Raw genomic sequence first — 13,477 nt, forward strand, 5'->3', positions numbered from 1 at the left:
ACCTTCCCGAGGGGCTTGAGCCTTGCGGGCTGCTTACAGACATGTAGAAGAGAGGTTACGCTCGTGGCCGAGGAGATCACCCTTACGGTTCTGGGCACAGCTACTTGCACGCCGGAGGCCGGTCGCGATTCCAGTTGCTACTGCGTGAACGGTTCGCTGCTGGTAGACGCCGGCTGGCACGTTGTCGCCGGGCTTACCTCCGCCGGCCTTGACCCGCTGGACATCGACGCGCTGATTGTGACGCACTGTCACCACGACCACTACATGGGGATCGTGGGGCTGCTGTTCTACCTTGGACTCGAAGGCCGTCGGGTGCCCGAGAAGCGGTTCCTGCACGTCTACGGGCCTGCGGGCGAGATCGGGCGTGTCGTCGAGGACGCCCAGCGCTTCCTGCAGACCGACCGGTACCCGGAGCTGGAATTCCCTGTGGAAGTGCATGACGTAGCGCCCGGTGACCAGTTCACGGACTGCGGGCTGGAAGTGAAGGCCGTGAAGGCCCTGCACAACGTTCCCAGCCTCTGCTACCGGGTGGAGAACGCGAGTGGCGTCTCGGTGACCTTCTCGGGTGACACGCCTTTCAACCCGGCACTGGTGGAGCTCGCCCAGGGCACCGACCTGTTGCTGCACGAGATGTCCTTCGGCCCCAACTCGACCCGTGACAAGGAAGGGGCGGCGCACTCCGGATCACCGGAGGCGGCTGAAGTGGCAGCGCTGGCCGGTGCTCGTCGGCTCGCCCTGGTTCACGGCTATGTGGCCGCACAGGCTGCCTCCCTGGCCGCCGCCCAGGAGCGTTTCCCGGCGACCTTCGTTCCCAGGGAGGGCGACGTGCTGCACGTGGGCGGCTGAGGAGGAAGGGCGCGTCTTCGCAGAGCAGTTGCGGCGGACGTGATTCCGACGAATCGCAGGGGGACAAGGATCGATGCAACTCAAGCTCGAGCGCATGCAGACGGTCTATGCCGATGGCAACCACAACGCCTTCACTGATCTGTGCTGGTTCAAGGGCCGCCCGTACTGCACTTTCCGGCACGCCACCAACCACCTGTCGCAGGATGGGCGAGTTCTGGTGCTTCGCGGGACGGCGGAGGGCGACCGCTGGCAGGTCGTGGCGTCGATTCGCGCTGCCGCCGACACTCGTGACCCGAAGCTGATGGTGACGCCGGAGGGGCTGTTCTCGTACTCCTTCGTGCGCTACCCCGATGATGGCGGGGTGCAGTTCCATCGGGCAACCGGCTACAGCTTCAGCCCGGACGGAGACAACTGGACGCCCTGGTGGTTCATCGAGGGCGAGGACATCTACTGGCGGCCACGCTGGTACCAGAATCGGGGCTATGTCGCGGCGTACCGGGGGACGGACTGGAGCGTGATCTTCAAGGCCACCAAGGACGGGCGGATCTGGGAGAACATCTCGACGGTGGCTGTGCGTGAGGGAGAGCCGCGGCCGAATGAGACGGCCTTCGAGTTCGCGCCGGACCGGACCTGCTGGGCCCTGGTGCGGCGGGAGTATGCTGAGGGTCACCCCTTGCTGGCGAAGTCGCGGCCGCCCTACACGGAGTGGTCCTATGAGGAGCTGGACATCAAGCTGCAGGGGATGTGCCTGTGGTTCGTCGGTGACCAGCCCTTTATGTCCGGGCGCTGGTACCAGCCGAGCGGGTATGTGAACACGGCGGTGTTCCGCCTCGACGGCACGACGCCGGTATGTCAGGTGGTGCTTCCGAGCGGTGGTGACACCTCCTACATGGGGGTTGCTGCGCATCCGAAGGACCCGCAGCGGTACTGGCTCTCCTACTACTCGAGTCACGAGTACAACCCGAAGCCGAATTCGCACGAGCACCCGGCGAACATCTACCTGGTTGACGTGGTGATCACCGGATAGACGGATCGTCCCGACGGTCCACAGATTGCAGGACCTCCCCGGTCAGGGTCCGGTGCCGGGCACTGGACAACCGTGACAGGGTTTCGCTAAACTAAGGTCACTGGTGGGCCAGCAGGTGGCGTGGCTGATAGGGTTGAGGGGCAGCCGTCCTCATGGCTTGGTCTGTGAGGTCGGGGCGCGATGCGAGGAAGCACGCAGCCGGCCGGGGGAAGTGACCGTTCGGGGAGTTGTTTCTGCTTGTCCGACAAGCCGAAGGTACTGCACATCATCACGAAGATGGTAGCGTGTGGAGGGGCTTCACTCACCGCCAAACTCCTGGCGGAGCACCAGGCGTCGGAGCAGTCCGCCTTTGAGCCCGCCCTGGCCTATGGGTTGGGGACGGAGGAAGAGGAAGAGGCGCTGAGCGTCGCCGGTAGCGTGGAGCAGTTCCAGGTCGCCAGCCTGGTTCGGCCTCTGAGGCCCCTGCAGGACTGGCGTGCCCTGGGTGAACTGCGGGAGGTCATCCGCAGCTACCGGCCCGCGGTGGTTCACACTCATAGCTCAAAGGCCGGCGTTCTGGGGCGGCTTGCCGCTCGTAAGGAACGAGTGCCGGTCATTGTGCATCATGTCCACGGGTGGAGCTTCCATGACCGGATGCCGGCATGGGAGCGTAACCTGTTTGTCGGCATTGAGAGGTACATGGCGCGTCGCTGTCACGGGTTGCTGATGGTCGCTCGCGAGGACCAGCGGATCGCTGCAGAGCGCAGCATCGGGGCCTCCTCGCAGTGGCACATGGTGCGCTCGGGGCTGCGAATGGAAGAGTTCGCGCCCACTGACCCCGAAAGACGCGAAGCGGCTCGTCGTGCACTGGGGATCGACGAGGGGCGGTTCGTGGTCGGAACCGTGGCTCAGTTGCGGCCGCAGAAGTCGCCGCTCGATTTCGTGAAGGTCGCCAAGGCTGTCACGTGCCAGCACGAGGACGCACTCTTCGTGTGGATCGGTGACGGGCCGATGCGTGGTGAGGTGGAGATGGCCATTGCCCAGGAGGGGCTTGGTGAGCGTCTCAGGCTGGTTGGCAGTCGCACGGACGTGCGCGACCTGTACCCGGCCTTCGATGTGTTCCTGCTGACCTCCCTGTGGGAGGGTCTGCCCCGAACGGTGGTGGAGGCCTCGGTGGTGGGGCTCCCGGTCGTTGCTACTGCGGTCGCGGGCACGGCAGAGGCGATCCGGGACGGTCATAGCGGTTTGTTGGCGGAGCCCGGCGATGTTGCCGGGTTGACGTCTTGTATCCTGCGTCTGTACGAAGACCCAGCGCTCCGGCGTGGGCTCTGTGCCCATGCTCAGGCCATGCGCGAGGAGTTCTCCATCGAGCGGGTGGTGGCGGATTTGGAAGGCCTGTACCTGAGCCTGCTATCTGAAGGCAAGGGTGGTCAGGCAGCCTTCGGTACCGCAGGAGAGTCGGACCCGTAGCACCGGTCAAGGAGTCAACCACGCGCAGTATCGCGTTGCCGAGGTGCCACCAATGGCTGTGAGCACGAAACAACCGATCACCGACGATATGATGCCCGGTCCCTATGGCTGGCAGCAGGTGCCGCAGAGGGACCTGTGGCATTACGCCAGGATTCTGTGGCGGCGGCGTTGGTGGGTAGGTACCGGGCTTGCCGTCGTGCTTGCTTTGACCGTCGCCTACGTGGCCTTCGCACCCCGAGTGTGGGGCGCTCGTGCCAGGCTTCTCGTTACCGGCCCCGGTCGAACTCCCCTTGTCTCAACCACCGTCAGTGAAATGGCCACGGGCGTCACCCAGTCGCCCTTCAACTTCGGAGGTTCCAGCGACCTCTCGACCCAGGTGGCTATCCTCGACAGCAGGCCGATCGCCGAGGCCGCCCTGCTTTTGATCCAGCGACGGCCTGAGTTGCTGAGTAGCCTCAATGAAGGGCGCAAGCGGGGTCTCACCACAGCGGACATCCGCGAGTTGATGGCCGACCCGACGCTCAAGAACCCACCGGCGGTTGAGGGCCTGGAAGCACGGGTGCTGGTCAGTTCGCTGGAGGTCGGCCCGGTGGAGACCACCAATGTAGTGCAGGTGAAGGCTTCCGCCGCGACGCCGGAGAAGGCCAGTGAGTTTGTCAACGCGGTGTGCATCAGCTACCTGATCGCTTCCCTCGAGCGCACACAGCGGGTTGCGTCCGGCTGCCTGGAGTACGTCAACGAGCAGCTGCGGGACGCGGAGCAGAAACGCGAAGCGGCAGAGCAGAAGCTGGTCACGTACACGGCGCGCCTGAAGCTGGGTGACCCCGAGACCGGTGTGAAGCTGCAGGTCGAGCAGTACGCTGAGCTCAGAGGCCAAGTCGGGAAGCTGAAGGGTGAAGTTGCCCAGAAGCAGGCCCAGTTGGGCGAGTGCACTCGGCAGTTGAGCCGGCAGGAGCGTGTTGTAGTCCAGCAGTGGACCGAGACGAAGAACCCCGTCGTAAGCGCCCTGGAGCAGAAGCTTGTGGAGCTGAACCTCCAGCGCTCCTCGCTGCTCAACACCTACACCGAGACCAGCAGCAAGGTGAAAGCGCTGGACGCCGACCTTGCCGCCACGAAGGCGGCGATTGAGCGCCAGACCAGCCGAGTGTCGGACGCGACAACGCGTGCGGTGAACCCCTTGCGTGCACAGCTTCTGGCCTCTGCGGCTACGCTTCGGGTCGAGCTCCGCTCGGCGCAGGCAGCCCTGGCGCAGGCACAGGGCATGCTCTCGCAGCAGGATGCGCAAGTGGCGAAGATGCCCCAGGAGCAGCAGAACTACGCCAGGCTTCGCGCCGAGGTTGAGCTCACCGAGAGCCAGTACCGGCTCCTGCGTCAGAAGCAGGCGGAATATGCCCTCGCCAAGGAGTCACAGGTGAGCGGCAGCGAGTTGCTGGAGCCGGCAACGCTGCGGGAGCGTGTGAAGGTCAGCCCGCGGACCTTGCTGACTCTCCTGGCAGGCTGCATGTTTGGCGGTTTTTTGGGGATCCTGCTTGCGTTGGTGGCCGAAGCACGTGACGATCGCTATCTGGACGCCGCAGAGGCTGAGTATGATCTTGGTTTGCCGCTGCTGGGGAGCATTCCGGCCATCGCGTCGAAGGGCACGGAGGCGAAGGGTCGGGGAGAGGAAGACCCCGCCGTCCGCGAGGCCTTCCTGAGCCTGCATGCGACCCTTGGGTTCTCCGGCCCGGTTGACCGGCCGTTGACGCTTCTTGTGACCTGCGGGATGCGCGGTGAGGGCGCCACCACTGTGGCATCAGGCCTGGCTCTGGCTGCAGCCCAGGCCGGTGAGCGCGTTGCCCTGGTTGACGCGAACCTGCGCAGCCCGGCGGTCTCGGAGCGGATGGGGCTTGCGGTAACGCCCGGGCTGGTTGAGGTCGTGACGGGGCAACGAGCGCTTGCCGAGTGCTTGCAGGAGCGGACTCTGCCTGGTGGGGGAGTGCTGTCGGTGTTGCCGGCGGGAACCCCGGAAGTTGTGACGCCGCAGGCTCTGCTGGAGTCGCAGGCCCTCTATGAGGTCCTCAGAAAACTCCAGGCGCAGGCAGACTGCGTGGTCATCGATGCACCGCCTCCAGGTGAGTTCAGCGACGCCTTGATACTCTCTCGGAAGTGTTCAGCAGTGCTCCTGGTGTTTGCTGAGACGCAGGCTCGGAGGCCGGCGCTGCGCAGTGTCCGCACGATTCTCGCGCGGGCCGGAGCTAACGTACTGGGATTGGTTGCGAATCGGTCGGGGGCAAAATGAACCGCGGCACGTGAGCTGCTGTGCTCCACGCAAGGCCGGGGCTCTGTGCGGGCGGCCTGACGGCCGCAACGGAGAGAGCGTCGGGTTGGTTGTAGGTTGTCTTGGCATCCCATTTGATCGCCGGCTTGTCGCACATGCGACGACGTGCTTGTGCAGGTTCTGCTTCAGCCGGCCTCTCCCAGTGTGTGCACGCGAATGGCCTTACCCCAGGGTGAGACGCGCCCAGTCGAGCGTGAGATTCGCACCCTTGCCAGGGGCAGCCTTATCAGCCTGTGTGGCAAGCTGCTGACGAAGGGTGCGCGGGTGGTCGGTGGGCCTGTGATGGCTCGCCTGCTCGGCGTCGACGGCTATGGGCTGTACTGCCTGGTCGACACCAGCATCAACTTCGCCATGCTCGTCCTCGGTGCTCCGCTCTCGCTGGGGACTGTGCGGCTAGTGGCGGTGCATGACGGCGCGGGTGAGGACGACCGCGCCGCGGGAACCGTAGTCTTCGGCGGTGTCGTCTCGCTGCTGGCCGGTGTGCTGGCGGCGCTTGCCATGACGCTTGGCGGCGCCCGGTTGGTGGCGGAGGATCTGTTGCATCACCCCGCGGTTGCCCCGATGCTGGAGGTATCCTTCTGGGCGCTGCCACTGCTGCTCCTGGGCACGAACCTTGCTTCGGGATGCCTGGGCAAGCGCACGGTCGTATATCAGGAGATGGCCGAGTTCAGCATGCGGGTGGGTGCGCTCGTGGGTGGCGTGGCCCTCGTGCTGGCCCTGGCGCGGACGTCGCCACCGTCTGAGAGAGCCTTCTGGGCCTGTGCGGGTGTGCTGTTCGGGGGCCTTGCGGCCGTCTTGGTTGGTCTGTTGGGGATGCGCCGCTGCTTCCCACGGGTGAGGCTCGGAAGCTGGCGGATGTGCAATGTGGCCGGGCTGGTTGGTGTGGCGTTGCCCTTTGTCATCATTCTCGTTTCAGAGTTCGGCGTCGGGCGCGTCAACGTGTTCCTGACCGGGCTGTGGCTCTCGACGCAGGATGTGGCTGTCTACGGAGCGGTTGTGGCGGTCACCTTCGTGGATTCACTGGGCCTGAGCGTGGTCGGTGGGATCCTGCAGCCGACGATCGCCGACCTGTACGAGAGAGGGGAGATGGAGAAGCTCCAGTCGGTGTTCTACACCGCTACTCGCTGGGTCTCCCATCTCACCCTTCCGCTGATCGTGTTCTGCATGTTCAAGGCGCACAGCATTCTGGGGGTGTTCGGCCCGAGTTTCGTGGTGGGCACCCTGGCACTGCAGATCGCGTATGTGGGACAGGCAGTGAACGCCTCGGCGGGGCACACTCGCTGCGTGCTCGGGATGGCTCGAGGCCAGTGGGTGCTGGCCGTCACGCACAGTGTGGCCATGTTCTCGAACCTGGCACTGTGCTATCTGTTGGTCAGGGTACACGGTCTGGGGTTGGTGGGCTTCGCGGTCTCTTCGTCCATCTCCGTCGCACTGTCGGCGCTGCTGCCGATGGTGGCCATCCGGTGCCAACACGGCCTGCGGACCTACTGCTGGCGAAGCGCCAAGCCGGTTGCTGCGGCCGTCCTTGCAGCCCCTGTGCTGCTGTGGTACCCGGGCGGGATCTGGGTCGACCTTGCAGCAGGCTTCGTTCTCTATCTGGCGGCCTATGTAGCCGTCAGTCTTGCTCTTGGCCTTGAGCCCGAGGACCAGATGCTCTTGCAGCGGGTGGCTGCGCGTTTCCGCAAACCATCGGCTACGGCCTAGTACCTGCTGCCTGGACGGTCGTGTGCGTACTCTCTCCTGGAGGAGGAGGACTTGGGCTTCACCGGATGGGCCTATAGCGGGGCCATCGCCTGCGCCGCCGTCGTGATCTGCGCGATCGTCGCGCGGCCCTCGCGCCCTGCCCTCCGGGAAGCGGCGCTCGTCTTTCTGTTGGCGGTTGGCGTACGGCTGGCGGCACCGGCGCTGATGGCACTGGCTACCGGCGACTCGTACTGGGTTACCGATCCGCGACCCCAGAGCGACGAAGGTGTTTTCACCCAACTCGCAAGCACCTTTGAGGGCAATCCGCGGCTGCTGATCGACGAGTTGCTGCTGCGCCAGAACACGCGGTTCGGCTGTGTACTCTACATCATGCAGAGCCTGGCCTTTGACGCGGGCCCACCCGGGCTGCGGATGATCAGCCTGTGCGCCGCGGTGTCAGGACTACTGGCGGTGTGGGCAATCAGTCGGCGTCGCTATGGTGCCCGGGCTGCGGTCTTCCCAACGGCGGTGGCGATCCTGTGGCCCTTCGCCGCGAGTCATGACGCGAGCTACTTCCGCGAGCCCTGGCTGACCTTCGTGACCGGCTGGTCGCTGCTGTGGATCACGGTCTTCGAGGAGCGTCGGTGGCTGCGAGGCCTGGGGATCGCAGCCGGCGCCTATCTGGGGTACCTGGTCCAGCCCATCGCCGGGATGTCGATGGTGATGGCCTACGGACTGACCGACATCTCGCGCGGGATTCGGACAATGCCGAGCCGGCTGCGGAAGCCCGCCTGGGCGATGGCGGCCCTGTGTGGGACTGTTGCGGTCGGCGTCGTGGCGATGCGAGCCTTCTTCGGCGAGACCGACGTTCTGGAGCAGTTGGACTATCAGGCGCGGTTCAGGGCCGGTGGTGCCGCCTACAAGATGGCGTCGCTGCAGAGCGCCTCGCTGGGCTTTGTGGTCCTGATGAACGTCATGCAGTATTTCGTAGGGATTCTGTTCGTGGGAGTGGGCGGGGCGAAGCGGCTGATGGCTCTCGCTGACTATGTGCAGTGGCTGCCGGCCTACGGCTACATCGGGTACCGTCTGTGGCAGGGGAAGTGGGAACGCTACGGTCGCCCGGAGCAGTACGCGCTCGGCGTCTTTGGGTTCTACAACTTGGTTTCCGCAGTGTATGTGACGAATGTCGCCTGGGCTATCCGTAAGCGCAACTCCGTGGCGATCTGCGTGTTCATGCTCCTTGCAGGTGCGATCAGGAAAGCCGAGCAGCTTGCTGAGGAACGCAGAGGCAAGGCCCCTGAGATGCGTTCCGCTCAGAGCGAGGCGTCACGCCACCCAGAAGGATCGATCGGATGAAGCGTCTTTTGGCTGTCGGCCTGAGCCACGATGTGTGGCCGCCGCTCATGTACCGGATCAGCGAGCAGCTCGCACAGGAAGGCTGGCAGGTAACCCATATATACAGCGCCCAGGAGGCTCTCGACCGCGCTCTGGCCTCTGCGGCAGACTTCGAGAACATCGTCGTGGATCGGCCGGAGCTAACGCCGACGAATGTCCTGGGGACCATCGGGGCCATCAAGGGCGCGGTTCGGCAGTACCTGTCGCAAGGTGCTGCCGACCTGGTGATCGCCCACCATGCAGCGGCTCTGCCGGCGCTGGTTCACTGCCGGGGTGCGCAGCCCCTGGTCTACCTGGCCTCCGATCTGTACGACTTCAATACGCTCAAGCCCCTGATGAACCGGTGCGCCGAGAACCACTACCAGCGCTACTTCGCCGGCGCGATCGTGAACAATCAGGCCCGCGTGGACATCCTCCGGAGTCGCTACCACTGGGGCTGTCCGATGGTGGTCTTGCCGAACGCGCCCTCGATCAGCGAGCAGCCGCCGGTGGAAGCTGACGCCCGGGAGCGAGTACTGGAGCTTTTTCGGCGACAGGGCACTGAGCCAAAGCACGTTGCGTACTACGCCGGGTCGATCTCCGACCAGCGTTGCGTCGTGCATCTGGTTCAGGCTCTGGCTCAGTTGCCGCCCGAGGTGGGCCTGCTGCTGGTCGGCTTCCGGCGACGTGAGGCGGACCCCTACGAAAGGTCGGTACTGGAGGAGATCGCGAAGCAGGGAGTGGGCGACCGCGTCGTCTGCCTGGATCACCTGCGCCACCCTGACATGCTGACCTATACGATGGGCGCCGACGTGGGGATGATGCTGTACCGGCCGGACGGGCCAAATACCATCTACTGCGCCCCCAATAAGCTGTTCGAGTATGCCATGTGCGGGGTGCCCGTTCTGTGCTGGGAGCACCCGCACCTCAAGGACCTGGTTCGCGGTGAGCTCGAAGGCGAGTGCATCGCGCAGATAACGCCGGAGGCGATTGCCGAGGCGATTCGCAAGGTGCTGGCACGGGCTGACGCCGGAACGTCGGAACGACTGCGGCGCCTGTTTGCCGAGCGCCTGTGCTTCGAGCGCCACTGGGAGCAGCAGCGAGCGCAGTTGCTGAGCCTGGCGGGAGGTGGGGCGTAGTGGACAGTGCGAAGGCACTTGAGGCTGGGAGCGGCGCCCCGCGACGCAAGCAGTTTGCGAGCGTCTTCTTCCACCGCAGTTCGGTGCACAGCGAGCTGGCGCTGGTCAAGTACGTGCGTCAGGCGCGTCCCGAGTGGGACCTGCAGATCGTGACTGCGCCGAACCATGTGAAGACCTCTGAGGAGTTCATCGAGCGGTGGAAGCTGGAACGCACGCAAGTGCACGCGATGCCGGTGCTGCGTCTGCCCGGGTTCGCTGCTCATGCAGTCGGGTGCTACTTGCATCCCTTCGCGCCGTGGCCGATTCCTGACCCGCGACCGGACTACGTGTTCGCGTGGCTGCAGCCCTTCGTACCTCATGCGTGGCAGTTGGCGGCTCGAGTTCGGCACTGGAAGTCGAACCCGGTGCTAACCTTCACGCTGGAGCAAAACATCCGACTGTCGATGGAAGGCATCTGGCGGTTGTTTGGGCGCGGTGCCTACCGACGGTGTGACTGGTGCGCCGCGCTCGGACCTGAGCATCGGGACGTGGGGCGACTCGCGGGCTATCGCGGACCGGTGGAGTACGGCCTGCTGGGCTATGACCCCGATCTGCTGGGGCCTGATGCTGAGGCTGGCCGCGAAGCGCGTGGTGAACTGGGAATCGAGGACTTGCTGATCCTCTACGTGGGGGGAGTGGAGCGCTCAAAGGGAGTATTCACGCTCCTGGAGGCCTTCGGACGACTTCGCAAGGAGGGCGTGAAGGCGACCCTCCTGCTTCTCGGGGACGGCAGGGACTACAATGCGCTGAGCGTGAGGGCCCGTGAGATGGGGCTCGCGCGCGACGTACTGCTGCCGGGAAAGGTGCCTCACACGCGGCTGCGCGGGTACCTCAATGCGGCGGACGTCATGGTCGTGCCCTCGGAGCTTCGCCAGGAGAGCAATGACCGGCCCTGGCTGAGGATCCCGTGGAAGGAGCAGTTTGGTCGCGTCGTCGTCGAGGGGATGGCTTGCGGCTGCCCGGTGGTGGGTTCTGACAGCGGGGAGATTCCGCGGCTGATCGGGAGAGAGGACATGATCTTCCAGTCCGAACGCCCCGACGAGCTGTATGCGACTCTGCGTCGACTGCAGGCGAGTCCCGAACTGCGGCAGGAGGTCGCGGCCTACAACCTCGAGCGGGTGCAGCGCTACCGGCTGGACAACATCGCTCGGGCCATCTGCGACAACATGGAGAAGTACGAGGGCCTGAAGGGCTAAGGGCAGGGCCTGGGCGAGGATATCACGAAACCGACGAGGAGCCTTCCGCCTTGGCGACGGTTCTGGTCACCGGCGCTGCCGGGTATCTCGGGTCACATGTGGCTGATGCCCTGATCGCCCGCGGGGACAGGGTGATTGGGCTGGACAACTTCGACCCGGTCTACCCGCGCTCGGTGAAGGAAGCGAACCTTGCGCAGGCGAAGGCCGGCCCGGGGTTCTGCCTGGTCGAAGCCGACATACTCTGCGCCGACCGCCTGGGTGAGGTCTTCACTCGGTATCGGCCTGACAGCGTCATGCACCTCGCCGCCCGTGGTGGTGTGCGGGAGTCGATCCGGCAGCCGGCGGAGTACCTGTCGGTCAACGTCCAGGGAACCCTGAACGTGCTCCAGGCAGCCGCTGAGGCTGAGGTGTTACGCTTCGTCTTTGCTTCCTCCTCGTCGGTGTATGGGATCGGGACGCCAACTCCCTTCTCTGAGGACGCCCTTCTGAACCATCCAGCGTCTCCCTATGCGGCCTCGAAGATCGCGGCGGAGGCCTACTGCCACGTCTACCACCATCTGCGCGGTCTGCCCGTGGTAGTCGCACGCATCTTCAATCCCGTGGGCCCCCGACAACGTCCGGGCATGGCGATCCGCAAGTTCGCTCGCAGGATGATGGAGGGGCTGCCGATTCCCGTCTATGGGGATGGCTCGACCAGCCGTGACTACACCTCCGTGCATGACATGGTACGCGGTCTACTGATGTGCCTTGAGGTTGACCGTGACGACGAGACCATCAACCTGGGGCACTGTGAGCCGGTGGCTCTGCGCGACCTGATCGCATGCCTGGAGGAGTGTCTGGGAGTGAAGGCGCGGCTGGAGAGGATGCCGGAGCAGCCCGGCGACGTGCCGGTGACCTGCGCCGACCTCCGCAAGGCGGAGCGGCTGCTGGGCTGGGTGCCGGAGATACCCTACCAGCAGGCCGTTGCGGAGTTTGTGGACTGGTACCGGGTGGCAGGCGAAGTCTGCGAAGACAGCCCCGAGGGGTAGAGCCGGGCTATCGGACCTGCAAGTGCTCACGGACGTGCGTGGACTTGAGCCACTTGCAGTGTCCGTCGAGGAAGAGGCAGTTGCCGCCGCCGTTGTGGCGGGAGAAGATCGTGCGGTGTGGACTCGCCCCGTGATTGGGGTCCTCGGTGTAGTCCGTGCCGTCTGTGTCGCGGAAGGTGTCGTTGCCGGTGTACGAACAGGAGACCTGCATGCCGTCGAGGCTGCAGATGAGAACAGAAGGGTCGTCGATCTCGCTCGCCCAGCGGCCGTTCAGATCGCGGTTCCAGACATAGGAGAGCGTGAGGTCGGTGGGACCGGAGTAGGTGTCAGGCTTGTTGGTCGGGCACTCGTAGATGCGGTGGTTGCGGGTGTAGGCGTCGAGACTGCTCAGCCAGTTGACATAGGTCGAGGACATCCCGACGGCGATGAGATGGTAGGGGAAGGTGTCCTCGTAGTCGGATAGGTACATCGTGAGGGACAGACCGAGCTGACGCAGGTTCGAGGCGCAGGTGACTTGCCGCGCCTTCTCGCGCGCCCTGGCGAAAACGGGGAAGAGGATGGCGGCGAGGATGGCGATGATGGCGATGACAACCAGTAGTTCGATCAGTGTGAAACCGTTCCGCTTCGACAACGTTGTGCTCCGCCTCTCCTGGGGGCCGCCCCGGTTTCGGCCCGATCATGTACTTGCCTACTATACCCTCCCAGGGCGGTGCGTCAAGCGGGAAAAGGCCGGGCGGGTTCGGGAGAGCGGCCGGGACGGAAGGCGTCCGCAGGGAAGCGACTTTGGGCGGTCGTAGGTCGTGCGAAGGAAGCTTGACAGGCGGCGGAGGCTTCGAGTATTATGACCCGGTTACAGCCGGAGGGCCTCTGAGGCCGACCGGGCAATTGTGGCTGCTTTTTTGCCATCCTGTTATCCGTGCCCAGCCACTGCGCTGGCGTGGTGGGAAAGGACCGAACGGACGATGTACGCAATCTTCGAAGCAGGCGGTCGTCAGCACCGCGCAGAGACCGGCAAGGTTGTCAAGATGGACCGCCTGGACGCCCAGACCGGGGACACCGTCGAGTTTGACAAGGTGCTAGCCGTCTTCGACGGTGACGACGCGAAGCTTGGCGAGCCCTATCTGTCCGGCGTCAAGGTCGTTGGTCGCGTCATGCAGCAGGGCCGCGATCGCAAAATCATTGTCTTCAAGTACAAACCCAAGAGCGGCTGGAAGCGCACGCGGGGTCATCGGCAGCACTTCACCCAGGTTCAGATCACTGAGATCGCCGGGTAGCTGGAGTTCGTCTCGCGTCGTAAGCACGGATCACTTCAATGGTATGGATGGCCGGGCTCCTGCGATGGCCTTGAGAGCCCGCCTCGACCCAGGCCTCTGAGGAAG

The 13,477-nt window shown here is 64.8% G+C and carries 11 protein-coding genes; 10 read left to right on the top strand and 1 reads right to left on the bottom strand.

Features of this window, described 5'->3' with window-relative positions; all coding sequences use genetic code 11:
- The first annotated feature begins 63 nt into the window (after nucleotides 1-63).
- From ABFE16_07120 to ABFE16_07160, 9 genes are all read left to right on the top strand, one after another.
- Complete coding sequence (locus ABFE16_07120) at nucleotides 64-846, top strand: ribonuclease Z (GenBank protein MEN6345063.1); 783 nt, start codon at nucleotides 64-66, stop codon at nucleotides 844-846.
- Between the two features lie 73 nt (nucleotides 847-919).
- Nucleotides 920-1,873, top strand: a complete 954-nt coding sequence (locus ABFE16_07125; GenBank protein MEN6345064.1) for a hypothetical protein — start codon at nucleotides 920-922, stop codon at nucleotides 1,871-1,873.
- 237 nt (nucleotides 1,874-2,110) lie between these two features.
- On the top strand, nucleotides 2,111-3,322 hold the full coding sequence (locus ABFE16_07130; protein MEN6345065.1) for a glycosyltransferase family 4 protein: 1,212 nt from the start codon (nucleotides 2,111-2,113) through the stop codon (nucleotides 3,320-3,322).
- Between the two features lie 58 nt (nucleotides 3,323-3,380).
- Nucleotides 3,381-5,600 carry a Wzz/FepE/Etk N-terminal domain-containing protein gene (locus tag ABFE16_07135; GenBank protein ID MEN6345066.1) on the top strand — a complete coding sequence of 740 codons (2,220 nt, stop codon included), beginning with the start codon at nucleotides 3,381-3,383 and terminating at the stop codon, nucleotides 5,598-5,600.
- 195 nt (nucleotides 5,601-5,795) lie between these two features.
- Nucleotides 5,796-7,343 (top strand): lipopolysaccharide biosynthesis protein, encoded by a 1,548-nt coding sequence (locus ABFE16_07140; GenBank protein ID MEN6345067.1) that lies wholly within the window; start codon nucleotides 5,796-5,798, stop codon nucleotides 7,341-7,343.
- Nucleotides 7,344-7,394: 51 nt separating this feature from the next.
- Entirely contained in the window at nucleotides 7,395-8,678 is a 1,284-nt protein-coding gene (locus tag ABFE16_07145; protein MEN6345068.1) for a hypothetical protein, read from the top strand.
- Nucleotides 8,675-9,835, top strand: a complete 1,161-nt coding sequence (locus ABFE16_07150) for a glycosyltransferase family 4 protein (protein MEN6345069.1) — start codon at nucleotides 8,675-8,677, stop codon at nucleotides 9,833-9,835. The genes ABFE16_07145 and ABFE16_07150 overlap by 4 nt, the downstream gene beginning before the upstream one ends.
- A complete protein-coding gene (locus ABFE16_07155; protein ID MEN6345070.1) occupies nucleotides 9,835-11,070 on the top strand; it encodes a glycosyltransferase in 1,236 nt (411 codons plus the stop codon). The genes ABFE16_07150 and ABFE16_07155 overlap by 1 nt, the downstream gene beginning before the upstream one ends.
- A gap of 50 nt (nucleotides 11,071-11,120) precedes the next feature.
- Nucleotides 11,121-12,098: an NAD-dependent epimerase/dehydratase family protein gene (locus tag ABFE16_07160; GenBank protein MEN6345071.1), complete on the top strand. Its 978-nt coding sequence runs from the start codon at nucleotides 11,121-11,123 to the stop codon at nucleotides 12,096-12,098.
- Nucleotides 12,099-12,105: 7 nt separating this feature from the next.
- Here ABFE16_07160 and ABFE16_07165 read toward each other — a convergent pair whose 3' ends face one another.
- Nucleotides 12,106-12,729, bottom strand: a complete 624-nt coding sequence (locus ABFE16_07165) for a DUF1559 domain-containing protein (protein ID MEN6345072.1) — start codon at nucleotides 12,727-12,729, stop codon at nucleotides 12,106-12,108.
- A 331-nt stretch (nucleotides 12,730-13,060) separates the two neighbouring features.
- Between ABFE16_07165 and rplU the strand changes: the two genes are divergently transcribed.
- Nucleotides 13,061-13,372, top strand: coding sequence for a 50S ribosomal protein L21 (rplU, locus tag ABFE16_07170; GenBank protein MEN6345073.1), 312 nt, complete (start codon nucleotides 13,061-13,063; stop codon nucleotides 13,370-13,372).
- Nucleotides 13,373-13,477 lie beyond the last annotated feature (105 nt).

Source organism: Armatimonadia bacterium, from assembly GCA_039679385.1.
Taxonomy (GTDB): Bacteria; Armatimonadota; Zipacnadia; order Zipacnadales; family JABUFB01; genus JAJFTQ01.

Excerpts from the sequence above, each read along its gene's own strand:
- ABFE16_07125 (MEN6345064.1), top strand. The coding sequence starts at position 920 with ATGCAACTCAAGCTCGAGCGCATGCAGACGGTCTATGCCGATGGCAAC.
- rplU (MEN6345073.1), top strand. The coding sequence starts at position 13,061 with ATGTACGCAATCTTCGAAGCAGGCGGTCGTCAGCACCGCGCAGAGACC.
- ABFE16_07150 (MEN6345069.1), top strand. The coding sequence starts at position 8,675 with ATGAAGCGTCTTTTGGCTGTCGGCCTGAGCCACGATGTGTGGCCGCCG.
- ABFE16_07140 (MEN6345067.1), top strand. The coding sequence starts at position 5,796 with ATGGCCTTACCCCAGGGTGAGACGCGCCCAGTCGAGCGTGAGATTCGC.